Source organism: Shinella sedimenti, assembly GCF_022601905.1.
GTDB lineage: Bacteria > Pseudomonadota > Alphaproteobacteria > Rhizobiales > Rhizobiaceae > Shinella > Shinella sedimenti.
Map to the genome: position 1 here is coordinate 720,169 of NZ_JAKVIN010000001.1, position 24,816 is coordinate 744,984.

A 24,816-nucleotide genomic window follows, 5' to 3' on the forward strand; every position below is an offset into this window, starting at 1 on the left:
AAAGATTGACCAATGGGACAATTCTTGAACTTCACGGAAAAAATGTCAATCTTCCGGTACGAAAAGCGGGAATCATATGGCGGGAAAGCTCACGAAATTGGTCGACATCAGGCGCAGGGAACTGCGGCAGGCGGCGTTCGAGGTGCTGCAGCGCGAAGGCATGGCCGGCGCGACTCTGGAAAAGGTCGCCGCCCATGCCGGCGCCTCGAAGGGCATCGTGCTGCACTATTTCCGCAACAAGCAGGAACTCTTCGAGCAGGCGATGCGCGAGGCGAACGCCAACCTGCGCGATGCCGTGGCCGAGCGTCTCAGGCAGGCGAAGACACCGCGCGGGCGCATCGCGGCCGTGGTGGAGGGCAATTTCGACCCGCGTTTTTACCAGCCCGAAATTGCCCATGCATGGCTTGCGCTGTGCGCGGAGGTGCCGCGCGAACCACAGCTCGCCCGCATCCAGGCGGTCATTCACGCCCGCATGCATTCCAACCTGATGTCGGCACTCCGGGAATTGATGCCGGCAGAGGCGGCGCGCCGGACCGCGCTCCTCATCAGCGGCTTGATCGATGGCCTTTGGCTGCGGCACGGCCTTCAATCCGGCGGCGTGCCGCGCGAGGAAGCGCTGACGCTGATGTATGATTTCATCGACCGCCGGCTACCGGCCGACCAACCGGGCGGCGAGGGACACGATCAGTCGGCGGAGCCGTAGAGCAGCGCGATATCGCGATGATGGAGCGCGCAGACAGCCCCCTCGCTCTTCACCACCGCCCGGCGGGAGTCCAGCACGATCACACAGCCGTTGCGGAACGCATATTGCCGGTCGCCGTTTGCAAGCTGCGTCGGGCGTGGCACCTCGTCCATCGGGCGCTCGCCGACCGGCGTCTGCGTTGACGGCGCGCTACAGGCCGTGAGCAGGAGAATGGCAGTCATGCCGGGCAGCAGGCAGGTCAGGTTCTTCATGCAACACTCCTTTTCGACGAGGATAGAGCGCGCATACCAAAAGGAAAGGCGGTTAATCCCATCCAGGATCGCTGAGCATTGGGTCAAGGCACGCCAAGCCTTTCGTTTGCCGCCCCGACGTCCTATCTGAAGAGAAAGCGGCAAAGGATGGATGGATCATGAGCACGGCAACAACGGCACAGGCGGGCGCGACCGGCGCCCTCCCCTTTGACAACAGCTATGCACGCCTGCCGGATGCATTCTTCACGCCGGTCGATCCCACGCCGGTGGAAGCGCCGATGCTGATCGCCTTCAATCGGCCGCTCGCCGAGGAACTCGGACTCGATGCCGACAGGCTGGAGCGGCATGGTGCGGGCTATTTCTCCGGCAACGTTCCCCTGCCCGGCTCGCTGCCGCTCGCCATGGCTTATGCCGGGCACCAGTTCGGCCAGTTCGTGCCGCAGCTCGGCGACGGGCGCGCCATCCTGCTCGGCGAGGTGATTGACCGCAACGGAAAGCGGCGCGACATCCAGCTGAAGGGCGCCGGGCCGACGCCCTATTCGCGGCGCGGCGACGGGCGGGCGGCGCTGGGTCCGGTCCTGCGCGAATATATCATCAGCGAAGCCATGCACGCGCTCGGCATCCCGACGACGCGCGCACTCGCCGCCGTCGCGACCGGCCAGCCGGTCCATCGCGACCGGGTCCTGCCGGGCGCCGTCTTCACGCGCGTCGCCGGCAGCCATATCCGCGTCGGCACCTTCCAGTTCTTCGCCGCGCGCGGGGACACGGAGAATGTGCGCGTGCTGGCCGATCATGTCATCGACAGGCACTATCCCGAGCTCAAGGGTGCGGAAAAGCCCTATCTCGCGCTGCTCGACGCCGTCGCCGAGCGGCAGGCGTCGCTCATCACGAAATGGCTTGGCGTCGGCTTCATCCACGGCGTGATGAACACTGACAACATGACGATCTCGGGCGAGACCATCGACTTCGGCCCCTGCGCCTTCATGGACCGTTACGACCCGCGCACCGTCTATTCCTCCATCGACCGCAACGGCCGCTATGCCTTCGGCAACCAGCCCGGCATCGGCCAATGGAATATCGCGCGGCTCGCCGAGGCCATGCTCGCCATTCTCGACGAGGACCAGGACAAGGCAGTGGAAGCCGCCAACGCCGCCGTCGGCCGCTTCATGGAGCGGTTCCAGACGCATTGGACGCGCACCATCCGCGCCAAGCTCGGCCTTGGCGACGACGAGCGCGACGAGGACCAGGACCTGATCCGCGAGCTTCTCGTCGCGCTCTACGAACAGAAGGCGGATTATACGCTGGCCTTCCGCCGGCTTGCCGACTGCGCGCAGGACGACGCGGCCGATCCCGCGCTCGGCGTCCTCCTCGAAGATGCGGCGGTCCTTGCCCCTTGGCTTTCCACCTGGCGGGCACGGCTGGCGCAGGACGCAACCTCGCCTGCCGCGCGCGCCGAGGCGATGCGGCGCGTCAACCCTGCCTTCATCCCGCGCAACCACAAGGTCGAGGAAGCGCTCAATGCGGCTATCGACGATGGCGATTTCTCGCTCTTTGCGGCTCTGAACGACGTGCTTGCCCGGCCCTATGAGGACCAGCCGCGCTTTGCCGCCTATGCCCTCCCGCCCGCGCCGGGCGAGGAGATCGCGGCAACGTTCTGCGGCACCTGATGGCCCTTGCGCCGCCGCCGACATGCAGTCATGGTAGCCCAGCCGTGCAATAACGCATGAGCCGGGGCATTGAATGGCCACCTTTTCGCCCTAATTCCTGACGCGTCCGCTCTACGGAGCCGGACGTCATGTCGGCCGCTTTCCCGGCCGCCATCACAAATGGAGTTTCCCATGTTGCTCACGCTGACTGCCGTCCTCTTTGCCATCATCGGATTGGTACTGACGGGCGGAGGCGGATGGCTGCTGTCACTCGGCGGCAGCCCCTACTACCTCATCACCGGCCTAGCCTTCCTCGTCACGGCCTATCTCCTCCTGCGCCGCTCCAGTGCTGCGCTCTGGCTCTATGCCGTCATCGTTCTCGGCTCGCTCGGCTGGGCCATCTGGGAAGTCGGCTTCGACTGGTGGCAGCTCGGTCCGCGTGGCGGCATCATCGTGCTTCTCGGCCTGTGGCTGATGCTGCCGGCCATCCGCCGGCCGCTCGGCATCGCAAGCCCCACCGGCATCCGCTATCCGGCATCCGCACTGCCGCTTGCCGTAGCGTCCATCGTGGCCATCGCCGTCGCAGGCTATTCCATGACGCAGGATCCGCATGACCTTGCGGGTGAACTGCCGACAAACGTGGTCAATGCGACGCCGGCGCTCGGTGGCAACGTGCCGGCCGGGGAATGGCATCAGTATGGCCGCACCCCCTTCGGCCAGCGCTATTCGCCGCTCGACCAGATCAACACGGACAATGTGAACACGATGAAGGTCGCCTGGCAGTACCAGACGGGCGATGTGAAGCTGCCCGACGATGTCGGCGAGACCACCTACCAGGTGACGCCGCTCAAGATCGGCGACACGCTCTACATGTGCACGCCGCATAACTGGGCGATCGCGATCGACGCGGCGACCGGCAAGGAAAAGTGGAAGTATGATTCCAACTCCGGCATGAACTCCGACCGCCAGCACCAGACCTGCCGCGGCGTGACCTACTACGCCGATCCGGTCGCGACGGCGGGCACGACCTGCGCCACGCGCGTCTACCTGCCGACCTCCGACGCCCGGCTGATCGCGCTCGACGCTGAGACCGGCGACGTCTGCACCAGCTTCGCCGAAAACGGCGTGCTGCGTCTCGAACAGGGCATGCCGTACAATCCGGCCGGCTACTACTATTCGACATCGCCGCCCGTCATCACCGACGAGAAGATCATCATCGGCGGTGCGGTCAACGACAATTATTCCATCCATTCGCAATCGGGCGTCATTCGCGCCTTCGACGTTAAGACCGGTGCGCTGATCTGGAACTGGGATTCGGGCAATCCGGATGTCACCACGCCGCTGCCGGAGGGTCAGGTCTATACGGTCAACTCGCCGAATTCCTGGTCCGTCTTCAGCTATGACGACGCGCTCGGCCTCGTCTATATCCCGCTCGGCAACCGCGTGCCCGACCAGCTCGGCATGGGCCGCAGCGAGCATGTCGAAAAATACTCGTCCTCCATCGTGGCGCTCGACATCAAGACCGGTGCCGTGCGCTGGGTGCGCCAGACCGTGCATCACGATCTCTGGGACATGGACGTGCCGGCGCAGCCCGCGCTGATCGACATCACAAAGGACGGCGCGACCATTCCGGCGCTTGTCGGCCCCACCAAGCAGGGTGACATCTACGTGCTGGACCGCCGCAACGGCGACCCGCTCATTGGCATCAAGGAAATCCCCGCACCAACGGGTGCGATCCCGGAGGATTTCACTGCCCCGACGCAGCCGATCTCCGACCTCACCTTCTCGCCGCCGCCTTTGACGGAGAAGAACATGTGGGGCATCAGCATGTTCGACCAGCTGAAGTGCCGCATCGACTTCCTGTCGCTCAAGTATGAGGGCCGCTACACACCGCCGTCGCTGCAGGGCACGCTCGTCTATCCCGGCAATTTCGGCACGTTCAACTGGGGCTCGGTCGCAGTGGACCCGGAACGGCAGGTGATGTTCGGCATGCCGACGTACCTCGCCTTCACCTCGCGCCTTGTGCCGCGTGACCAGATCCCGCCGAAGGGCGAGGACGAGAAGGCATCCGAACAGGGCCTCAACCGCAACGAGGGCGCGCCCTACGGCGTGTTCATGGGTCCTTTCCTCGGCCCGCTCGGCATTCCGTGCCAGGCGCCGCCGTGGGGCTATGTCGCTGGCGCCGACCTCGCGAGCGGCAAGATCGCCTACAAGCACAAGAACGGCACCGTCATGGACATGACCCCGCTGCCGCTGCCCTTCAAGGTCGGCGTACCCGGCATCGGCGGGCCGATCATCACCAAGGGCGGCGTCGCCTTCCTGGGTGCGGCCGTGGACGATTACATCCGCGCCTATGACGTGACGACCGGCCGCGAGCTCTGGGAAGGCCGCCTTCCAGCCGGCGGACAGGCAACGCCCATGACCTACACGGTCGGCGAGAAGCAATATGTGCTAATCGTCGCCGGTGGCCACGGCTCCGTCGGCACCAAGCCTGGCGACTACGTCATCGCCTATACGCTGCCGTAAGGCAGGACGATGGGGTGGCCCGGCGGCCGCCCCTCGCGATCACAGAAGGCCGGCGCAGGGTTGCTTCCCCGCGCCGGCCTTTTCATTATGCGGCCTCCAATCCTCGGGAGATTCGCCATGAACGACGACTGGCGGCTGATCGCCGCGCCGGTGAGGATCATCCTTGCGAACTACTGGCGCGCATCGCGCGGGCTTCTCGCTCTCGTATGCCTGATCGTCTTCCTGTCGGCGGTGTCGTCCGTGGCCGCGCCTTACCTGTTTTCGCGCCTCGTCGATACCATGACGGCCGACCGCATGGCCGCCATGCTGGCTGTCGGTTTTGCTCTTTACGCGCTGCTCATCGGTGCGAGTGCGGCACTGCAGAACATGGTGCAATACCTCTCCTTCATGAGCGCGCAGAACCTCAGCTTCATCGCCAGCACCAGCCTGTTCGAGCGGTTGCTCAGGAAGCGCGCCCTCTTCTTCGCCGAGCACAATCCGGCGGAGATCGAAAGTGCGGGCCGGCGCGGCGAAAGCGCGATGATGACGCTGGTGCAGCTCGCCCTCATCGTCTTCGTTCCCGGGACAACCCAGATCGTGCTTTCGCTCGCCATGCTCGGCGCGGCCATTAATCTCGAGGTCGTGCTTGTCGTCATCGCCTATGGCGGCGCGTTCATCACGCTGACGGCCATCGCCAATCACCGCACGCGCCGCTATCTCGATGCGGCCATCGAAGCCGGCCAGGAGAATGCCAAATTCATCGGCAATGCCATGACGGCGATGGAGACGCTGCGTCACTTCGGCAGCCAGGACTGGATGCAGGCGCGCTTTTCCGGCAAGGCGCGCGAGGAGCGCGACAACTGGACGACCTTCTGCCGACGGCGCATCGGATATTCCTCGCTGATGGGCGCGGGGCTCGCCGCACAGTTCCTCATCACCTTCGTCCTGCTTCTGCCGCGCTATCAGGCGGGAGAGCTCACGGTCGGCGACCTCGTTCTGTTCAACACGCTGCTGCTCCAGCTCAACCAGCCCTTCGAGATGATCGGCCACGCGATCGACGACCTGGTGCGGGCACGCGCCTCGCTCCTGCCGCTCGCCCGCATCTGGGCTTCGCCGGAAGAGACGGATGCCGCAACGCCGGGCGGATTTTCCGCCGGCGATGGCCGCCTCGCCTTCGAGGCCGTCTCGTTTTCCCATGACAACGGCCGGGGCGTGGCCAATGTCAGTTTCACCGCCGAACGTGGCAGGATCACCTATCTCGTAGGGGAAACCGGTTCCGGCAAATCGACGCTGCTGCGGCTGGCGCTGAAATCGCTCGCGCCGACATCGGGGCGGATCAGTGTCGACGGGAGCGATCTGGCGACCATCTCGCAGCGCGACTGGTATGCCGCGATCGGCATCGTGCCGCAGGAGCCGACGCTGCTCAACGACACGCTCGCCACCAATATCGTGCTCGGCCGGCCGCTGGATCCGGCGAAGCTGCGGCGCGCGGTGGAGAAAGCGGCGATCCTGCCCTTCATCGAAGGGCTGCCCGACGGCTTCGAGACGATGGTGGGCGAGCGCGGCATGAAGCTCTCGGGCGGAGAGCGCCAGCGTATCGCGATTGCCCGCGCGCTCTATGCCGATCCGCAGTTCCTCTTCCTCGATGAGGCAAGTTCGGCGCTGGACGAGGTGACGGAGGCGGAAATCATGCGCCATGTGCGCAGCCTTGCCGGCGAGGTGACGATCCTCGCCGTCACCCATCGCAAGAGCGTCATCGCGCCCGATGACCACGTGGTTCACCTGACCGGCGGGCACCTCGACGCGAGCGCCTGACCGAAAGCTTCGCAAAAGCTGCGCCGCCTAACCATGCTCCCGAGACATTTTTCAGGGAGTCCTTTTCATGAAGATCGACAGCAATTCGCTTTCCGCCTATGCGCTCGCCCGCCAGCAGCGCGCCCCCTCCGGCGACGCCGGCATTCCGCCCGGCTTGAGCAACGGGAACGGCAATGGGGGACGCAACATCCCGACCGTCGAAACGTCCGCCTCCTCCATGCCCTCCGGCCTCGCCAACGCCCTTTGGCTGAACGCGTCCAAGCAGGACAAGCTGCAAGAGGAAAGCGAGAAAGTGCTGACGGAATTCCTCGATCTTTCGAAGATGACGGCGATCGAGCGCCTGCGCAAGGAACTACTCGAGGAGATGGGCCTGACCGAGGACAGCCTCGCCCAGCTGCCGCCGGAAGAACGATCGGCAATCAACGAGCAGATCCGCCAGGCCATCAAGCAACGCCTCGGCGTCGACGAGACGGCACAGGCCGGCGCAACGGACGGGCAAGCCGCCGCCGGCACGAAGGAAGCGGAGGCCTGACCAGCCTCCGCTTCGACTTCCCGTCGCGGCGATAAAGGCGATTGACAAACGGCGCGAATTCGAGAATATCGCGTCCATGATCAAGAGCACGCACATCGCCGCGACGTATTTTTGGCTGTTCCGATAAGGAGCGGCTGTCTGATCATGTCAACAAGCCGCCATCAGGCGGCTTTGTTGTTTTAACGCTCCTGATGGCACGAAACCCAAGGGAGCCCGAAATGCAAAACACCGTCATCAAGCTCGAACCGCATGCCGCCGAACGTCCGGCGATGCTGAACATCCGCGCCGCCCGCCAGGGCGATCTGCAGCAGATCCTCGACATGATCGCGCTGCATGCCGAATGCCACGGCGACACGGCGAAGATTTCCGCCGCCGATCTCGACCGCGACCTCTTCGGCGTGCATCCGTGGATCACTGCGCTCGTTGCCGAAGCCGGCGGACGCCTGATTGGCTACGCCCTGCTCGTGCCGATGTACCGCGCCGGCGATGGCGTGCGCGGCATGGAACTGCACCAGATCTTCGTGCGCAAGGACCATCGCGGACAGGGCATCGGCCGACACCTCGTGTCGCGCGCCCGCGACCATGCCCGCATTGCCGGCTGCGGCTACCTCTCCGTCAGCGCGGCGACAGGCAATTTCGGCGCGCACCGCTTCTACGAACACATGAATTTCCGCGCAGGCCCCGTGACGGGTATGCGCTATGTGCAGGCGCTCGGCTGACATCTGCCCCAAGATGACCACGCGATTGGCGATCGTGCTGACGGAGGGCTATGCCGACTGGGAGTGCGGGCTCCTGATGGCGACGGCCCGCCCCATGCGCTGGGCGCAGAAACTCTCGTGCTGACGCCCGGCGGCCATGACGTGCCCTCGCTCGGCGACGTTTGCGTTCGCGCGTCGGGCAAGGCGGAAGATGCCGAACCCGACGATCTCGACGCGCTGGTCTTGTGTGGCGCCACGATCTGGGAGAGAGGCGACGCACCCGACCTTTCGGCTCCTGTCCGCCGCTTCGTGGCGGTCGGCAGGCCGGTGGCCGGCATCTGCGACGCGACGGTCGCGCTCGGCCGCATCGCGTTGCTTGACGACCGCACGCATACCGGTAACCACCCCGGCCAGCTGCGCGACATGGTGCCGGACTATCGCGGGGCCGCGCTCTATCGCAACCAGCCGCGGGCGGTGCGCGACCGCGGCGTCATCACGGCCTCGGGGGCTGCATCCGTGTCGTTTGCGCGCGAAATCCAACAGGCGGTCGGCCTTGGCTCGTCCGGCCTGGTCGATTATCTCGACATGTACGGCAACGAGCACCGGGCGGCGGCAGGCTGAGAACAGGGGGCGAACAGCCCTGCTCCGCCGCACAAGGGGCAGTCGTCGTTCACACCGGCTTCGAACTGTTTCTCGCACCTGCCTGGATGCCTCTCGTTCTTCCCAGGCCACGCCACCATCCCTCGCTCCCGCTTTCGATAGAGACAAACCACATTGATCCGGCGCGCATATTCCTATAATGATTTTTGATGTACGTACGTCATTTTTGACGCCATCGAGAAAGGCGTTGGATATGGCTTGTGCGTGGGGACAGAAATCAGAATGAAAACAGCCTGGGAGGCGGATCATGACGACGTTGGAACTCAATCCCGATTTCATCATCGCGGATGAACAAGAACTGCGGGGCCTGTTTGCGCCCACGCACGATCTTGCCGTGCAGAAGTGCCGGAATTCACTGGGGGAACATGCCCAAGCGTTCATCCGGCGCTCGCCGTTCCTGTGCATCGGCTCCCAGGGCCCGGACGGGAGGGCCGATGTCAGCCCGCGTGGCGACCCGCCGGGCTTCGTGACGATCCTGGACGATCGCACACTCGCAATCCCGGATCGTCCCGGCAACAACCGGCTGGACACACTGAGCAACATCATCGTCAATCCGACGGTGGGGCTCTTGTTCATCATCCCCGGTTTCGAGGACACGTTGCGCGTCAACGGGCGGGCCACCCTCACCCGCGATCCGGCACTCCTCGAAAGCATGGCCGTCGCTGGCCGTGCGCCGAAGCTCGCAATCGTCGTCACCATCAGCGAGGTCTTCCTGCACTGCGCCAAGGCATTCCGACGCTCCCGCCTATGGAGTGCCGAGCATTTCCAGGACCGCAGCGAGATGCCCTCGCTCATCAAAATGATCCTTGACGACACGACCGGCGCGCCGACCGACAAGGACGAGATGCAGAGGATGAATGACGGGCTGGAAGAGGACTATCGCCGCAGCATGTATTAGCCCGCGCCAGCCGCTGCTATGCGGGCGGCGGCCTAGTTCAGCGAAACCAGTAATCCTGAACGATGAGCCCGACCAGCACGGCCGGCGTCATCGCCGCGCTGATACAATAGGCGATATAGGCCGGTCCCGCCCAGCGGTCACCGCGCCGGTCGTGCGCCTTCAGAATACGCACCACAAGATAGAGATTGGTGAAGCCTCCGTACCATGTCGGCCTGCCCTCGGTCTCGCCGCGGGCGAGATAGCGTGCATAGTGGAAAGGCACGGCAGAGAAGACCAGGCCGACGACAATGGCGGTACTCACCTACCGAGGCATGCGTCATCTCTCCGCACGATCGTCACGCTCCACCATCCCTAACGCGCCGGGATCGCCTTGAGATAGGCCGCGATAGCGTCGCGGTCTTCCTTGGGCAGTTGCGCCATGTTCTTCTGCACCGAGACCATCGAGCCGCCGACGCTGTCGAAATCCGGCGTGAAGCCGGTTTCGAGATAGTTGGCGATATCGCCGGCGCTCCAGCTGCCGAAGCCGCCTTCGGCCGGCGTGATGTTGGGGATGCGCCCCTCGCCTTCCGGATTGGGCCCGCCGGCCAGCCACTGGTCGGTCTTCAGACCGCCCAGCACGTCGCGCGGCGTGTGGCATTCGCCGCAATGGCCGGGGCCTTCCACGAGATACTGGCCGTGTTTCACCGTCTGGTCGGCATTGGCGAGTTCCACCGGCGGCGCCTCGTTGAGATAGAGGAACTTCCAGCCGCCGAGCGCAAGGCGGATATTGAACGGGAACGGCAGCTCGTGGCCGGGCGCGACATTGCCGCTCTTGGGCAGCGTCTTCAGGTAAGCGTAGAGGTCGCTGATATCCTTCACCGTCATGCGCGAATAGGAGGCATAGGGAAAGGACGGATAGAGATGCTCGCCGTTGCGGCCCGTGCCGCGCTTCATGGCGTCGCCAAATTCGGCGAGCGTCCAGGCGCCGATGCCGGCCGTCTCATCGGGCGAGATATTGGGCGCATGGAAGGTGCCGAAAGGGCTTTTCAGCGCCATGCCGCCGGCGAGAACCAGCTTCTGGTCGTCGGCCGCACCTGGCACCGCATGACAGCTCACACAGCCGCCGGCATGGAAGATACGCTCACCATTGGTAAGGTCCGGCGCGCCGGCAGCGGCCCAGGCTTCCGCCGGCAGGCGCTGCGGGGCGGTGATGAACAGAAACGCACCCGCGCCAATCGCGCCAAGCACGACAATGCCGCCGATGATCTTCTTGAAAGCCATGAGCCATTTCCTCTCGCCGGTGGCGGGATCGCCGCCCGCAACCTCAGACCATGAAACACCGCCCCGGCGGCCGGCGCCGGGACAGTGTTGCGTCTCCTGGGGGATAGTCGGGTCTACCGCTTACTTCTTGACGCGGTAGACCTCATGACAGCCACCACAATTGGGGCCGATGGTGCCCAGCGCAGCGCCAACCGCCGCCTGATCCGCGGGCAGGTTCGCCAGCAGCGCATCGGCATCCGCACCGAACTTGGCGGCCTTCGCCTTGAAGTCGTCCATCTGCTCCCAGATCTTCGGGCTCGCTTCGGTATCGTGCCCCGTTTCGGAGCCGGCCGGGAACTGATCCGGGAACGCCTTGGCGACTTCGCTCATCGTGGTGAGCGATGCCTTCACGACGTCGGCGTCATAGGGCTTCTCGCCCTTGGCGATTCCCGACAGCGCGCCCATGGCGCCGCCGACCTTCTTCATCATCTGCGCGCGGACGACTTGCGGCTCATCCGCCGCGACCACGGCGCTGGCGCCGATGATAGCGAGCGCGGCCGCCGTCGCCAAAATCCTGAACTTCATCGCGTTCTCCCGATAGTTGGCGGCCGGTTGATTCCGCGCCGCCCGTTTACGATGCAGCGGCATGATGGCATTTTGCGAACCGCATGAAAGTAAATTCTTTTTGACGGCACAAATACTGCGGTATCGCCCGGTCGCCCGCTGTCGCCAACGGGCTGATGCGGCAATTCGGATCAAGGGGACGCCAGCGGCGCGGCGGACGGGCGGGACGGAGGAGATTTGACAGTTCAGGATATCGGGGGAGAGGACGAGCCGCCCTAGGCCACGGCTCTCAGATCGAAATCGGCGTGAATGACATCGAAGGGGACTTCAATTTTCCCCTCATCCGTCCGGTCGATGATGCCCCAATCCACGAGTGCCACGACGTCCTCATGAACCCGCTTCACATCACGCTGAAGCGACCGCGCAAGCGCACGGATGCTGCTCGGGCCGATCTTCTGCAAATGCTCGATCAGCTCCCAGCGCTTCGGGCTGATGATCGAGAAAAGCTGCGCCGGCGAACTGAAGGTGAAGGTCGCGACGGGATCGGAAGGTTCGCCAGTGGAAGCGGCCTTCTCGGCGCGGGCGAGGCTTTCGGCGAGAGCCGTTTCGGCATCGCTGCGGATCTGGATATGTGCGCGTTTCATTCAAGACCTCCTTTTCGCGACCTCAGCCTGAAAATCTGTAAGCAGGGCGGAGACGGTCGTGAACGCGTAGCGCAATTCGCGGCCGTCAAGATGACAATGATCGCCTTTGCCGCGCTCGTTGTCGAAGCCGACGATGCGCCGGCCATCGCGCCCGTAAAACAGGCGATACTTGTAGGAATGCGCGCTCCCAGCAACGGGTTCGGGAACCCGCCACAAGACGATCTCGATGATCGAGCCATCCGGCAGGACGGTCTTCGAACGTTCGAGAAGCACGGCGTCCATGTTGGCATTTATGCCATCAATGTGGCCTCATGTCGACAAACAAAAACCCCGGCCACTTCCGACCGGGGTTTCGTGAAATTCACATGTCAGCGAATTACTTCGTGGCGGCTTCGTAGCGCTCCAGGACGTAGTCCCAGTTGATCAGGCTGTCGACGAAGGCTTCGAGGTACTTCGGGCGGGCGTTGCGGTAGTCGATGTAGTAGGAGTGTTCCCACACGTCGACGCCGAGGATCGGCTCTGCGCCGTGTACCAGCGGGTTTTCGCCGTTCGGGGTCTTGGAGATGGCGAGCTTGCCATCCTTGACGGAAAGCCAGGCCCAGCCCGAACCGAACTGCGTGGTGCCGGCAGCGACGAAATCGGCCTTGAACTTGTCATAGCCGCCGAGATCGCTGTCGATGGCCTTCTGAAGTGCGCCCGGCAGGCTCTTGCCGCCGCCGCCCTTCTTCATCCACTTCCAGAAGTGGACGTGGTTGTAGTGCTGGCCGGCATTGTTGAAGAGGCCCTGGTTGGTGCCGTAGGACTTCTTGACGATCTCTTCGAGCGAGAGGTCGGCGAGGCCGGCTTCTTCCGCCAGCTTGTTGCCGTTGTCGACATAGGCCTTGTGGTGCTTGTCGTGGTGATATTCGAGCGTTTCGCGCGACATGAAGGGCGCGAGCGCTTCGTAATCATAGGGAAGCGGCGGAAGTTCGAAAGCCATGGTGATGTCTCCTCTTGGCGACGGAATTTTTCAAGGAAATCCGTGAGCGGAACATAGGAGCGGCAACCGGAAGAGGCAACCCGCCCGGCTCCCAAATTTTCCTGACCTTCGACAAAATCCTTTCGTTTTTGCGTGTCAGATCAACGATGAAGCGGAACGAATTCCGATTCGGGACATTTTGCCCCTCACCGCAACACGGAGCCTGCCATGCGCGCCCTTCCCCTTGCCATGATCACCCTTTCTCTCACCGCCCCGCTCGCGCACGCCTCCTCGCCCGAGGCCTGGGAGGAATTCCGCGCGGATGTGGAGAAGAGCTGCATGGCGAGCCTGCCGGAGGCGCTGGGAACGCCCACCGTCTTCGTCGAGCCGACCGGCACGGAATCCTACGGCATCGCCGCCATCGAGGGGTTGTCGCCGGAGGCCAAAAGCCAGATCACCTATGTCTGCATCTACGACAAGCAGAAGAAGACGGTTGAGATGTCGCCGCCTATCACCACGGATTTCCTGCATGTCGTGCGCGAAAGCGAGCGCGCCGCAGCAGCCGAGAAAAAGGCAGAGACCGGCGACAACACCACGCAGGACCCCACCGGGCAGGAATAACCACCAGACATCCGCGTGCGGCAGAGCCGGTCTTTCGACCGGCTCTTGTCATTTCAGGCATCGCCGTTGGAATGCGCCCAGTCGAAATAAAGGTCGCGGGCCTTGGCCGTGATGGGGCCGGGCTGGAGGTCGCGGTCATCAAGGCGGGTGACAGGCACGACCTTGGAATAGTTGCCGGAGGTGAAGATCTCGTCGGCGGCCTGGAAGTCGGCAAGCGTGAGCGCGGTCTCCACGACGTCAAAGCCCGCTTCCCGCAGCAGGTTGATCACCCGCGACCGTGTGATGCCGGCGAGGAACGTACGGTTGGAGGCCGGCGTGAAGACGACGCCGTCGCGCACCATGAAAATGTTGGACGATGCGGTTTCGGCGACATTGCCCAGCATGTCGCGCACCAGCGCATTGTCGAAGCCGCGTTTGCGGGCCTCCACCAGCATGCGGGCATTGTTCGGGTAGAGGCAGCCGGCCTTGGCATCCGTCGGCATGCATTCCAGCGTCGGGCGGCGGAAGGGCGAAACGGTGAGCGACGAGGCCGCCTTCGGATCGCCCATCGGCGCCTCGAACAGGCAAAGCGCGAAGCGGGTCGATTCCGCATCGGGCGCCACGACGCTGAACGAACCGTGCTCGGCCCAGTACATCGGCTTGATGTAAACAGCCGTCTTGCCGTCGAACCGCTTCACGCCTTCCCACGACAGCGCCTCGATCTCCTCGGCCGCCACCGTCGCCTTGAGGCCCAGCGCTTGCGCCGAGCGGTTGACGCGCTGGCAATGCAGGTCGAGGTCGGGCGCGATGCCGTCGAACCATCGTGCACCGTCGAACACGGTCGAGCCGAGCCACATGGCATGCGAGGTGGGGCCGATAAGTGGCGGGTTGCCCGAAATCCATTCGCCGTCCACGAAGGTCCAGGTCATCGAGCGCGGTGAGGTATCGACTGGCATTTTCAAAAACTCCTTTTCGCCCATCAAGGCCTTGCCGGCCGGGCCGGTCAAGCCCGCCGGACTTCGGCCCGCCTGACTTCGGACAGAGCGGGCCGCTTGTCCATTCAAGATGTTGAATAGGTGTATCAGGTCTTATCATGGGTGACGCGATTGAGAGGCCGCGGGCCGCATGCGATAGAGGGCAAAAGGAGACAGCCATGCGCGCCATGTATTTCGAAGCCTTCGAAGCCACGCCCGATGTCCGCAACCTGCCGGACCCGACGCCCACGGAGGGCGGCGTGGTGATCAAGGTGGAGGCGACGGGCCTGTGCCGCAGCGACTGGCATGGCTGGATGGGGCATGACCCCGATATCAGGCTGCCGCATGTGCCGGGCCATGAGCTTGCCGGCACGGTCATGGCCGTCGGCAAGGGCGTGCGCCGCTTCCGCGAAGGCCAGCGCGTGACGGTGCCGTTCGTCTCCGGCTGTGGCCATTGCGGTGAGTGCCGCTCCGGCAACCAGCAGGTTTGCGAAGAACAGTTCCAGCCGGGCTTCACCCATTGGGGCTCGTTTGCCGAATATGTCGCGATCGACTACGCCGACCAGAACCTCGTGCACCTGCCCGAGGCCGTCGACTATGCGACCGCTGCCAGCCTCGGCTGCCGTTTCGCCACCTCCTTCCGCGCGGTGGTGGACCAGGCACGGGTGACCGGCGGCGAATGGGTGGCAGTGCATGGCTGCGGGGGCGTCGGCCTTTCGGCGATCATGATCGCAGCGGCGCTTGGCGCAAACCCTGTCGCCATCGACATTTCCGACGAGAAGCTCGACTTCGCGCGCAAGATGGGCGCCGTCGCCACCATCAACGCCAGGAACGTGGCCGATGTCGCGGACGCCGTGCGCGATATCACCGGCGGTGGCGCGCATGCCTCCGTCGATGCGCTCGGCTCGCCCGTCACCTGCTTCAACTCCATCAAGAACCTGCGCCGCCGCGGGCGCCATGTGCAGGTCGGGCTGATGCTGGCAGACCATGCCGCGCCGCAGATCCCGATGGCCCAGGTCATCGGCCACGAGCTGGAAATCTACGGCAGCCACGGCATGCAGGCCTGGCGCTACGACGCCATGCTCGCCATGATCGAAAGCGGCAAGCTCGCCCCGCAAAACCTGATCGGCCGCCACATCAGCCTCGACGAGGCCGTGCCGGCGCTGATGGCCATGGACAAGGCCACCGATCTCGGCATCAGCGTGATCACGCGGTTTTGACGCGGCCGTCTGGTTTCGACGCGGCCCCGCGATTTCGGTATCAAAATTATTCATCGGAGCGATATCCGGGCCGCGATGGATTTCCCAGCCCGGTGACAATAGCGTTGTCGCACGAACACTAGCCGCCAGATTTCACCGGAATGCCGCTTCGTCGTGATTGGCTGGCCGAATGCCTGAAAGGCGCTCCATGGCTCTTCTTGATGCGCAGGCCATCCATCCCATCACCCTGCCCGATGGAACCGTTTATCGGGACACGGTGTATCTTAAGAACGTCATCGATCATCCGCGCGTGGAGATCGGCGACTTCAGCTATTACACGCATTCCGGCAGGCTCGAAGACACGGCCTTGATCCTGGCGCCCTATCTGGGGCACGCTTGCCGCGAGAGGCTGGTGATCGGCAAGTTCGTTCAGATCGCACGGGGAAGCTACTTCATCACGAGTTCCGCCAACCATCCGATGGCCGGCTTCACCACCTATCCGTTTCGCATCTTCAAGCCGGAGACCTTCGGCTACAAGGACCTGCCCGTCAAAGACACGATCGTGGATCACGATGTCTGGATAGGCCAGAACGCGGCCATCATGCCCGGCGTCCATATCGGTTCGGGCGCGATCGTCGCCGCCGCCTCGGTCGTTACCCGGGACGTTCCGCCTTACGCCGTTGTCGGCGGAAATCCGGCATCCGTCATCCGAATGCGCTATCCAAGCGACGTCATCGATGAGCTGCTTGGCCTCGCCTGGTGGGACTGGCCGCTCGACAGGATCGAAACCAACCTACCGGCCCTGAGCAGCGGTGACATGTCCGCCCTGCGGCGGGCCTGAACCGACTGTTGCCGGTAAAAAATCCAGCGCGTGCCGACAGGCGCATCATCAGCCGGAAAGCCGCCATGATTGGATGGTCAGCCTGTTGAAAACGGGAGGGGCCATGTTTGCTCGACATTTCGCATTTCTGCTTTTCGTGACCATTCTCATGTCAGCGCAAGCCCGTGCCCAAGCCTGGGAGGACGTGGATCCGGCTGTCGCCGGCTGGTCCGTGGAGCGGCTCGAGGCCGCGCGCCTGCAATCGAAAAAACTCAAGCCGACCGCGCTGATGATCGTTCAGGACGGGCGGGTCATTGCCCGATGGGGCGACACGTCGCGCAAGGTCAACATGGCATCCGTTCGCAAGAGCCTGCTCAGCGCACTCTATGGCATTGCTGTCGCCGACGGCTGGATCGACCTGTCGAGCACTCTTGCCGAACTCGGCATCGACGACACGGCGCCTCGCCTGACGCAAGAGGAAAAAACGGCGACAGTGCGCGATCTGCTCATGTCACGATCAGGTATCTACCATCCAGCCGCGCACGAGACGGCCGATATCAAGCGCAAGCGGCCGGCCCGCGGGAGCCATCCACCGGGGTCGTTCTGGTTCTACAACAACTGGGACTTCAATACTCTCGGTACGATCTATCGGCAGCAAACCGGGGAAGACATCTTCGCGAGCTTTCAAAACCGGATTGCCCGCCCTGTGGGCATGGAGGATTTCTCGCTTCGAGACGGCCGTTATGCCCTCGAAAAGGTATCCGAGCACCCGGCCTATCCGCTTCAACTCAGTGCGCGGGACGCCGCCCGTTTTGGCCAGCTTTTTCTGAATGCAGGCAAGTGGGGCGGCAGGCAGATCATTCCAGAAGCGTGGGTCGAGGAATCGACGACCCCCTATTCGCAGGCGAAACGGATACGGCAGGGCTACGGCTATATGTGGTGGACACTTCCCGAAGATCCCTGGGGGCCGCATGCTTTTTACGCTTCCGGCTATGGCGGGCAGATCATCGCTGTCGTGCCATCGAAGCGGCTCGTCGTGGTGCAGACCGTCGATCTCAAACAGAACGCGTCCGGTGTTCGCACCAGCGCCTTCATAGACGTGATGAAAGCGATCACTTCCGCTTCACCCTGACGGCCATGGCGCCCGAGATAAGGAGAACCGTACTTTCGACGCACAATTGACATTCCCACGCCAATCACCGCCAATCGCGAGCGAGGAAACCCGAGGAATCGCCCACCATGTCCCATGCCGCCTATGTGTTCGATGCCTATGGCACGCTGTTCGACGTGCATGCGGCGGTGCGGCGGCATGCGGGGGATGTGGGGCCGGATTACCGGTTGTTTTCGGAGATGTGGCGCGCCAAGCAGCTGGAATATTCCTGGACGCGCGCGCTGATGGGCGCTTATGCCGATTTCTGGCAGCTGACAGAGCAGGCGCTGGACTATACGTTCCAGCGCGTCAGCGGCGTCGACCCGGCGCTGCGGTCGAAGCTGCTCGATGCCTACTGGACGCTCGACTGCTACCCCGAAGTGCCGGCGGTGCTGAAGGCGCTGAAGAGCCGGGGCGCACATATCGCCATTCTCTCCAACGGCTCGCCGGCCATGCTCGCCTCGGCGGTGAAGAACGCCGCGCTCGACACCGTCATCGACGACATCTTTTCCGTGGATGCGCTGAAGACCTACAAGACCGCACCCGCGGTCTACGATCTCGTCACGACCAGTTACCGGCTTTACCCTGATGCCGTTTCCTTCCAGTCCTCCAACCGCTGGGACATTGCGGGTGCTGCGAAATTCGGCTTCCGCACCGTCTGGATCAACCGCGGCGACATGCCGGATGAATATTTCGATCTCGGCCCCGCGCTCATCCTTCCCTCGCTCGAAAGCCTCTGACATGGCATGGTCCGCCGCACAGTATCTGAAATTCGAAGATGAACGCACTCGGCCCGCGCGCGACCTCTTGGCCCAGGTGCCCGCCGATCTGCCGGCCGGTACGGTCTACGACCTCGGTTGCGGTCCGGGCAATTCCACTGAACTTCTGGTGCAACGCTTTCCCGGCCGCGGCGTGAAGGGCGTGGACAATGCGGCCGACATGCTGAAGGCGGCGCGCCAACGCCTGCCGGGCGTGGATTTCGTCGAATGCGATCTTGCGACATGGCGCCCGCCGGCACCCGCTGCCCTGCTCTATGCCAACGCCGTGTTCCAATGGCTGCCGGACCATCTGGGACTGCTGGCCGAACTGATGGACGGGCTGCGCCCGGGCGGCGTGCTTGCCGTGCAGATGCCTGACAACTTCGACGAGCCCTCGCACAGGCTGATGGAGGAAAGCGCGCTTGCTGGTCCCTGGCAGAGCGTGTTTGCCGAAGGAGCGCCACGCCGCAAGCGCCTTCCCCCACCCGCTGCCTATTTCGACGCGCTTGCGCCCAAGGCCGCGCGCGTCGATGCGTGGCAGACCGCCTACAATCATCCGATGGCCGATGCCGGCGCCATCGTGGAATGGGTCAAGGGCACCGGCCTCAGGCGCTATCTCGACCATATCCCCGCCGGACACTACGAGGCCTTCCTCGCCGATTACGAAGGGCGTATCGCCGCCGCCTACCCGCCCCTTGCGGACGGACGGCTGCTGCTGCGTTTCCCGCGGCTGTTCGTCATGGCGGTCAAGGCCTGACGGCTTCAGATCTTCTCGGCCAGGAAATCGATGAAGGCGCGGATGCGGGCGGCCAGGTGCTCGTGGCCGACATAGACGGCGTGCACCTGCTCCTCCTGCACGGGATTATATTCGGCCAGCACCTCCACGAGGCGGCCGGCGGCGATATCGCCGTCGACATGGAACTTGCCGATGCGGGCAATGCCCACGCCCTCCAGGCAGAGCAGCCGCGCGACCGAGCCGCTTGCCGCCATGACATTCCCCGGCGCCGGCACGGGATAGACGGTGCTTGTGCCGGGATCGCGGAACGGCCATTCACCGGGCGTGCGCCCGAAGGTGAAGGTGATGCAATTGTGGTTCGCGAGATCGGCCGGCACCTGCGGCGTGCCGCGCGCGGCGAGATAATCCGGCGTGGCCACCGTGATGCGATGGCTGACCAGGAGCTTGCGTGCCTTGAGCGATGAATCGGCCATGGGCGCGGTGCGGAACGCGATGTCCGTGCGCTCCTCCACGAGATCGATCAACCCGTCGCTGAGCGACAGTTCCAGCCGCACATCCGGGTAGAGCGAGAGGAATTCGCCGACCAGCGGGATGATGTAGCATTCGCCAAAGCCGATCGTCGCATTGACGCGCAGCAGCCCGCGCGGCTTGGCCTGCGCCCCCTGTGCGACCAGCCGCTCCATCTCGTCGATTTCCGCCAGCACACGCCGGGCGCGCGCCAGATAGGTCTCGCCTTCCGGCGTCAGCAGCAGCGAACGGGTGGTGCGCACCAGAAGGCGTGTGCCGAGCCGGTCCTCGATGCGCGTCACCAGCTTGCTGACCGCCGAGGGCGTGAGCTTCAGCCGGCGCGCCGTGGCAGAGAAGCTGCCCGTCTCGGCCGCCGAGACGAAGACCTCCATTTCGCCGGTGCGGTTGTCCATGGCTCATCCTGTGAATTTGTTTCACAGCCATTTATCCATTGCTGCCGATTATCATTCAAGTGGCAAGGCCGCATATTCGCGCCATCCGTTCCGCGCGGCGACCGGGCCATCTCCCAGGCCCGCGCCCGTAACCCTGTAAAGGTGTTTCATGCCCCTTGCCCTCTTTGCCCTGACCGTCGCGGCCTACGCGATCGGCACCACGGAATTCGTGATCGTCGGCCTGTTGCCGACCGTCGCCTCCGACCTCGGCATCACGCTGCCGCTTGCCGGCCTTATCGTTTCCGTCTATGCGCTCGGCGTCACCTTCGGCGCGCCCGTGCTGACCGCGCTCACCGGCAGGCTCGGCCGCAAACCGCTGCTCGTCGGCCTCATGGCGCTGTTCATCGCCGGCAATGCGCTTGCCGCGCTCTCGCCAAGCTATGAAATGCTGCTTGTCGGCCGCGTGCTTTCGGCCTTCGCGCATGGCGTCTTCTTCTCCGTCGGCGCCACCATCGCGGCCGATCTCGTCGCCCCGGACCGGCGGGCCTCGGCCATCGCCATGATGTTCATGGGGCTGACCGTCGCCATCGTCACCGGCGTGCCGCTCGGCACGTTCATCGGCCAGACCTTCGGCTGGCGCGCTACCTTCTGGGCCGTGGCCGGGCTTGGCCTCGTCGCGCTCGCTGCCATCGCGCTGCTTATGCCCTCCAATCTCAAGCGCGAGACGCCGGCCGGCCTCATGCAGCAGGTGCGCGTGCTCGGCTCGGGCCGCCTGCTCATCGTCTTCGCCATGACGGCGCTTGGCTATGGCGGCACCTTCGTCACCTTCACCTACTTGTCGCCGCTGCTGCAGACCATTACCGGCTTTTCCGCCAACATGGTCAGCCTCGTGCTGGTGCTCTACGGCGTCGCCATCGCCATCGGCAATCTTGTCGGCGGCAGGATCGCGGACCGCGATCCGGTGAAGGCGCTTGCCGTGATGTTTGCGCTTCAGGCGGCGGCGCTCGCCGTGCTGACTCTGACCGCGCCCTCGCCGGTTCTGGCGCTGGTCACGCTCGCCGCCATCGGCTTCCTGTCCTTCGCCACCGTGCCCGGCCTCCAGCTCTACGTGGTCGACATGGCCCGGCGTCACCGCCCCGCCGCCATCGATGTCGCCTCCGCGCTCAACATCGCCGCCTTCAATCTCGGCATCGCGGCCGGCGCGTGGATCGGCGGGCTCGTCGTCGCCTCGCCGCTGGGGCTTGGCGCAACGCCCTGGGTCGGCGCGATCCTGGTGGCCGGCGCGCTTGGCCTCACGATGCTGAGCGGTGCGCTCGACCGCCGCGAACGCAGCCAGCCGGACGCCGCCGCTGAGCTTGCCTGAAATCTTCCCCCGCCGGACATCCTTCCCGGAACTCCGGCGCATCCCCACCCAAGGAAAAACCCATGCAAACCGTCAACGCCAATGGCGCCCACATCCCCCAGCTCGGCTTCGGTACGTTCCGCATGCCGGAAACCGAAGTTCTCGCCATCCTGCCGAACGCTCTGCAGGCCGGTTTCACCCATGTCGATACCGCCCAGATCTACGAGAACGAGGCGGCTGTCGGCGACGCGATCCGCAACTCCGGCGTTGCGCGCGAAAACATCTTCCTCACCACCAAGGTGTGGGTCGCGAATTACGGAAAGGATGCGTTTGCCGCCTCCATTGAGGAAAGCCTGCGAAAGCTGAAGACAGACCATGTCGATCTTCTCCTGCTGCACTGGCCGAACGAGGCCGTGCCGCTCGCGGTGCAGATCGCCGAGCTCAATGCCGTGCGTGAACGCGGCCTGACCAGGCATATTGGCGTGAGCAACTTCAACACGGCGCTGATGGCCGACGCCGTGCGCCTCAGCCCCGCGCCGCTCGCCACCAACCAGGTCGAATACCACCCGTTCCTCGACCAGACGAAGGTGCACGCCGCCACCGCCACCCACGGCATGGCACTCACCGCCTACTTCGCCATGGCGGACGGCAAGGTGCCGGCCGAGCCGGTGCTGAAGGAGATCGGTGCGGCCCATGGCAAGTCGGCAGCACAGGTCGCGCTGCGCTGGCTGATCCAGCAGCCCGACGTGGTGGTGCTCACCAAGACGGCGACGCAGGCACGGCTTGCCGAAAACCGCGCGATCTTCGACTTTACGCTGGCACCGGACGAGATGACGCGCATCCACGGGCTTGCCCGCACCGACGGCCGCATCGTCAGCCCCGAGGGCCTTGCTCCGGCGTGGGACCGCGCGGCCTGATCGACGTTCGACGAGGCGCACACCGCGCCTCGTTGACCTGCTTCCCAAAGGCGTGGCGGCCGGATATGGATGAAGGCGCCGCCGCGCGTGCGGTCGGGAGCCCCTCATGCAGTCCTCGTCTTCAACCGTCTTTGCGCCGGACTGGCCGGCCATTGTCGCCGTCGTGCTCGGCGTCACCGCGTTTTCCGTCGCGCAGGGGCTGACCTATCCGCTGATCTCGCTGACGCTGGAGGCGCGCGGCTTTTCGCCGGGGCTGATCGGCGTAAACGCGCTGGCCTTCGCCGGCGGCCTTGCCGCCTCGACGCTGATGCTCGGCACGCTCACCGCCCGCTGGCGCGCCGACCGGCTGATCATCGCAAGCCTCATCGGCTGCTCGCTGTGCCTCGCCACCTTCGCCGCTTCCGGCTCGTTCGCCGTCTGGCTTGTCGCCCGCTTCCTGCTCGGCTTCTTCGCCAGCCTCATCTTCATGCTCGGCGAGGCGTGGCTCAACGCCGCCTGCCCGGACCGCCTGCGCGGCCGTGTCTCGGGCATCTATGGTGCGGGCATGTGCGCAGGTTTCGCCGCCGGGCCGCTCGCCATTCCGCTTCTCGGCAGCGCAAGCGGCATCGGCTTCGCCATGACGGCGATCTATCTCGCCATCGTCGCCTTCGCGACGGCCATGCTGATGTTCTCGACGAAGACGGTGCCCGAGCCTTCCTCCACCGGCGATGTCTTCCGCTTCCTCCGCGCCGCGCCACTTCTGGCCGGCATGGTCTTCGTCTTCAGCTTTGCCGATATCGCGGCGATTTCCGCCATGCCGGTCTATTTCGTGAAGATGGGCTACAGCGAGGCCTTCGCGGCGGTGAGCGTGACCGTGCTGGCGTTGCCCACGGCCATCGCCCAGCCCTTCATCGGCGTGCTGCTCGACCGATTCCCGCGCGAACGCGTCGCGCTCGCCGCCGTCACAGTCGCCGCGGCAAGCTACCTGCTCTTGCCCTCCATGACGTCGGAGTTCGCCATTCTCTCGGTCTTCGCGTTGATGGGCACGGCCACCTTCTCGCTCTACACCTGCGCCCTTACCATGCTCGGCGAACGCCATAGCGGCGCCATGCTGGTTGCCGGAAGTGCCGCCTTCGCACTCGCCTATGCGGCCGGCAGCGGGGCGGGGTCGGGCCTGACGGGGGCGATCATGGAGGCCGGCGGCCCCAAGGCCGGTCCGCTCTCGGTGGGCGTCGGACTTGTTTTCTTTACGGTTCTCATGATGAAGGCGCGCAAGCGGTAGACCACCATGGCCGTGCCGCAGACCAAGGGTGAGCTGCTGGCGGCGATCGCGCTGGAATTCGGCAAGCTGCGCAAGGCGCTCGACGACATTCCAGAGGGCACCGTTCACACGCGCACCATGGAAGGCCATGCCAAGGGCACGATGATGAGCCCGCTCGATCTCGTCGCCTACCTGACAGGCTGGAACGAACTCGTGCTGAAATGGCTGGATCGTGATGCGGCGGGGTTGCCGGTCGATTTTCCCGAGACGGGTTTCAAGTGGAACGAGCTGGGCAGGCTCGCCCAGAAATTCTACCGCGACTATGAGGATGTGCCCTATCCCGCGCTCGTCGCACGCCTCGAGGCTGCGAAGGCGCGGATCGTCGCGGCCATCGAAGGCAAGGACGAAGCAGCGCTTTATGGGCGCGGCTGGTATGAAAAGTGGACGATGGGGCGGATGATCCAGTTCAACACGTCGTCACCCTATGCCAATGCCCGCGGCCGGCTGCGCAAGTGGCTGAAGGCGCAGGCTACGCCATGAGGCCGCCATCCCGCCCTTGAGCGGGATGGCGTATCGAAAATCAGACGAACTGGCTCAGGCCCGGGACCGAATCGACGACTTCGTCGACGGTCTCAGCACCGGCGTGTTCGCGGGCGACAGCGAGCGTTTCCTTGGCGAGGCCGGTGATTTCGCCCATGCCGAGGCCCTGGCTCATCAGCTGCTGGCCGAGGCCCATGACGCCGCCGCCGCCGATGGCGCTCATCAGGCCGCCGAGCAGGCCCTTGCCTTCGCCTTCGCCGTTATACTGGGCGACGAGGTCGGAGGCGCCGGGAATGGCTTCGATCATGCGGGCGACCGGGCCATCGGCCGCTTCGCGCTGCAGGAAGCCCAGCATCATGCCGATCGCCTTTTCGGCGAGGGCAGGTTCGATACCGACGGCATTGGCGACGCGGGTGACGAGTTCATTCATGGACGATCCTCCAAAGGAATTGACGTTAACGTCAAGGTAAATGAGTTCTCCGGCAAACTCAAGCCGGTCAGGCGCGCATTCGACCGCCGGGAGACGGC

General features: G+C 64.5%; 28 protein-coding genes. 18 read left to right on the forward strand and 10 right to left on the reverse strand.

Annotated features, from left to right (window positions below):
* Window positions 1-76: 76 nt before the first annotated feature.
* Entirely contained in the window at window positions 77-703 is a 627-nt protein-coding gene (betI, locus tag MKI86_RS03640; RefSeq protein WP_241597335.1) for a choline-binding transcriptional repressor BetI, read from the forward strand.
* Here the strand turns inward: betI and MKI86_RS03645 are convergent.
* Window positions 685-954 (reverse strand): hypothetical protein, encoded by a 270-nt coding sequence (locus tag MKI86_RS03645; protein WP_241597338.1) that lies wholly within the window; start codon window positions 952-954, stop codon window positions 685-687. The two genes, betI and MKI86_RS03645, sit on opposite strands and share 19 nt — an antisense overlap.
* A gap of 158 nt (window positions 955-1,112) precedes the next feature.
* On the opposite strand from MKI86_RS03645, the gene MKI86_RS03650 reads away from it, so the two are divergent.
* From MKI86_RS03650 to MKI86_RS03680, 7 genes are all read left to right on the forward strand, one after another.
* Window positions 1,113-2,621: a protein adenylyltransferase SelO gene (locus MKI86_RS03650; RefSeq protein ID WP_241597341.1), complete on the forward strand. Its 1,509-nt coding sequence runs from the start codon at window positions 1,113-1,115 to the stop codon at window positions 2,619-2,621.
* A gap of 171 nt (window positions 2,622-2,792) precedes the next feature.
* Window positions 2,793-5,126, forward strand: a complete 2,334-nt coding sequence (locus tag MKI86_RS03655; protein ID WP_241597344.1) for a glucose/quinate/shikimate family membrane-bound PQQ-dependent dehydrogenase — start codon at window positions 2,793-2,795, stop codon at window positions 5,124-5,126.
* A 117-nt stretch (window positions 5,127-5,243) separates the two neighbouring features.
* Entirely contained in the window at window positions 5,244-6,920 is a 1,677-nt protein-coding gene (locus MKI86_RS03660; protein WP_241597347.1) for an ABC transporter ATP-binding protein, read from the forward strand.
* A gap of 67 nt (window positions 6,921-6,987) precedes the next feature.
* Window positions 6,988-7,452 carry a hypothetical protein gene (locus tag MKI86_RS03665; RefSeq protein WP_241597350.1) on the forward strand — a complete coding sequence of 155 codons (465 nt, stop codon included), beginning with the start codon at window positions 6,988-6,990 and terminating at the stop codon, window positions 7,450-7,452.
* A gap of 218 nt (window positions 7,453-7,670) precedes the next feature.
* Window positions 7,671-8,171 (forward strand): GNAT family N-acetyltransferase, encoded by a 501-nt coding sequence (locus tag MKI86_RS03670; RefSeq protein WP_241597353.1) that lies wholly within the window; start codon window positions 7,671-7,673, stop codon window positions 8,169-8,171.
* Window positions 8,172-8,288: 117 nt separating this feature from the next.
* Entirely contained in the window at window positions 8,289-8,771 is a 483-nt protein-coding gene (locus MKI86_RS03675) for a DJ-1/PfpI family protein (RefSeq protein ID WP_241597356.1), read from the forward strand.
* Window positions 8,772-9,057: 286 nt separating this feature from the next.
* Window positions 9,058-9,708 carry a pyridoxamine 5'-phosphate oxidase family protein gene (locus MKI86_RS03680; protein WP_241597360.1) on the forward strand — a complete coding sequence of 217 codons (651 nt, stop codon included), beginning with the start codon at window positions 9,058-9,060 and terminating at the stop codon, window positions 9,706-9,708.
* 37 nt (window positions 9,709-9,745) lie between these two features.
* Here the strand turns inward: MKI86_RS03680 and MKI86_RS03685 are convergent, their stop codons facing one another.
* The 6 genes from MKI86_RS03685 to MKI86_RS03710 all read right to left on the reverse strand — a co-directional run bounded on the left by MKI86_RS03685 (window position 9,746) and on the right by MKI86_RS03710 (window position 13,134).
* On the reverse strand, window positions 9,746-10,009 hold the full coding sequence (locus MKI86_RS03685; RefSeq protein WP_241597362.1) for a hypothetical protein: 264 nt from the start codon (window positions 10,007-10,009) through the stop codon (window positions 9,746-9,748).
* A gap of 50 nt (window positions 10,010-10,059) precedes the next feature.
* Window positions 10,060-10,968 (reverse strand): cytochrome c, encoded by a 909-nt coding sequence (locus MKI86_RS03690; protein ID WP_241597365.1) that lies wholly within the window; start codon window positions 10,966-10,968, stop codon window positions 10,060-10,062.
* 120 nt (window positions 10,969-11,088) lie between these two features.
* Window positions 11,089-11,532 carry a c-type cytochrome gene (locus MKI86_RS03695; RefSeq protein ID WP_241597375.1) on the reverse strand — a complete coding sequence of 148 codons (444 nt, stop codon included), beginning with the start codon at window positions 11,530-11,532 and terminating at the stop codon, window positions 11,089-11,091.
* A 254-nt stretch (window positions 11,533-11,786) separates the two neighbouring features.
* Complete coding sequence (locus tag MKI86_RS03700) at window positions 11,787-12,155, reverse strand: HVO_A0114 family putative DNA-binding protein (protein WP_241597378.1); 369 nt, start codon at window positions 12,153-12,155, stop codon at window positions 11,787-11,789.
* Window positions 12,156-12,437 carry a toxin-antitoxin system TumE family protein gene (locus MKI86_RS03705; protein ID WP_241597381.1) on the reverse strand — a complete coding sequence of 94 codons (282 nt, stop codon included), beginning with the start codon at window positions 12,435-12,437 and terminating at the stop codon, window positions 12,156-12,158.
* A 94-nt stretch (window positions 12,438-12,531) separates the two neighbouring features.
* A complete protein-coding gene (locus tag MKI86_RS03710; protein ID WP_241597384.1) occupies window positions 12,532-13,134 on the reverse strand; it encodes a superoxide dismutase in 603 nt (200 codons plus the stop codon).
* Window positions 13,135-13,341: 207 nt separating this feature from the next.
* On the opposite strand from MKI86_RS03710, the gene MKI86_RS03715 reads away from it, so the two are divergent.
* Complete coding sequence (locus tag MKI86_RS03715) at window positions 13,342-13,734, forward strand: hypothetical protein (protein WP_241597387.1); 393 nt, start codon at window positions 13,342-13,344, stop codon at window positions 13,732-13,734.
* A gap of 53 nt (window positions 13,735-13,787) precedes the next feature.
* Here the strand turns inward: MKI86_RS03715 and MKI86_RS03720 are convergent, their stop codons facing one another.
* A complete protein-coding gene (locus MKI86_RS03720; RefSeq protein ID WP_241597389.1) occupies window positions 13,788-14,669 on the reverse strand; it encodes a branched-chain amino acid aminotransferase in 882 nt (293 codons plus the stop codon).
* Between the two features lie 197 nt (window positions 14,670-14,866).
* Here MKI86_RS03720 and MKI86_RS03725 point away from each other — a divergent pair, with 197 nt between their 5' ends.
* From MKI86_RS03725 to tam, 5 genes are all read left to right on the forward strand, one after another.
* Window positions 14,867-15,907, forward strand: coding sequence for a zinc-dependent alcohol dehydrogenase family protein (locus MKI86_RS03725; protein WP_241597391.1), 1,041 nt, complete (start codon window positions 14,867-14,869; stop codon window positions 15,905-15,907).
* Between the two features lie 187 nt (window positions 15,908-16,094).
* Window positions 16,095-16,727 (forward strand): CatB-related O-acetyltransferase, encoded by a 633-nt coding sequence (locus MKI86_RS03730; RefSeq protein WP_241597393.1) that lies wholly within the window; start codon window positions 16,095-16,097, stop codon window positions 16,725-16,727.
* Between the two features lie 73 nt (window positions 16,728-16,800).
* Window positions 16,801-17,838 carry a serine hydrolase domain-containing protein gene (locus tag MKI86_RS03735; RefSeq protein ID WP_241597395.1) on the forward strand — a complete coding sequence of 346 codons (1,038 nt, stop codon included), beginning with the start codon at window positions 16,801-16,803 and terminating at the stop codon, window positions 17,836-17,838.
* A gap of 107 nt (window positions 17,839-17,945) precedes the next feature.
* Window positions 17,946-18,596 (forward strand): haloacid dehalogenase type II, encoded by a 651-nt coding sequence (locus tag MKI86_RS03740; RefSeq protein ID WP_241597397.1) that lies wholly within the window; start codon window positions 17,946-17,948, stop codon window positions 18,594-18,596.
* A 1-nt stretch (window position 18,597) separates the two neighbouring features.
* Window positions 18,598-19,371, forward strand: a complete 774-nt coding sequence (gene tam / locus MKI86_RS03745; protein WP_241597400.1) for a trans-aconitate 2-methyltransferase — start codon at window positions 18,598-18,600, stop codon at window positions 19,369-19,371.
* Between the two features lie 5 nt (window positions 19,372-19,376).
* On the opposite strand, the gene MKI86_RS03750 is transcribed toward tam, so the two are convergent.
* Window positions 19,377-20,270, reverse strand: a complete 894-nt coding sequence (locus MKI86_RS03750; RefSeq protein WP_241597403.1) for a LysR family transcriptional regulator — start codon at window positions 20,268-20,270, stop codon at window positions 19,377-19,379.
* Window positions 20,271-20,418: 148 nt separating this feature from the next.
* Between MKI86_RS03750 and MKI86_RS03755 the strand changes: the two genes are divergently transcribed.
* The 4 genes from MKI86_RS03755 (at window position 20,419) to MKI86_RS03770 (ending at window position 24,288) form a co-directional block, all read left to right on the forward strand.
* On the forward strand, window positions 20,419-21,612 hold the full coding sequence (locus tag MKI86_RS03755) for an MFS transporter (RefSeq protein WP_241597414.1): 1,194 nt from the start codon (window positions 20,419-20,421) through the stop codon (window positions 21,610-21,612).
* Window positions 21,613-21,674: 62 nt separating this feature from the next.
* Window positions 21,675-22,508 (forward strand): aldo/keto reductase, encoded by an 834-nt coding sequence (locus MKI86_RS03760; RefSeq protein ID WP_241597416.1) that lies wholly within the window; start codon window positions 21,675-21,677, stop codon window positions 22,506-22,508.
* Window positions 22,509-22,614: 106 nt separating this feature from the next.
* Complete coding sequence (locus MKI86_RS03765) at window positions 22,615-23,769, forward strand: MFS transporter (protein WP_241597431.1); 1,155 nt, start codon at window positions 22,615-22,617, stop codon at window positions 23,767-23,769.
* 6 nt (window positions 23,770-23,775) lie between these two features.
* The gene (locus tag MKI86_RS03770; RefSeq protein ID WP_241597435.1) at window positions 23,776-24,288 is read left to right on the forward strand and encodes a ClbS/DfsB family four-helix bundle protein; all 513 of its coding nucleotides are present in this window, start codon (window positions 23,776-23,778) and stop codon (window positions 24,286-24,288) included.
* Window positions 24,289-24,328: 40 nt separating this feature from the next.
* On the opposite strand, the gene MKI86_RS03775 is transcribed toward MKI86_RS03770, so the two are convergent.
* Window positions 24,329-24,718: a hypothetical protein gene (locus tag MKI86_RS03775; RefSeq protein ID WP_241597437.1), complete on the reverse strand. Its 390-nt coding sequence runs from the start codon at window positions 24,716-24,718 to the stop codon at window positions 24,329-24,331.
* Window positions 24,719-24,816 lie beyond the last annotated feature (98 nt).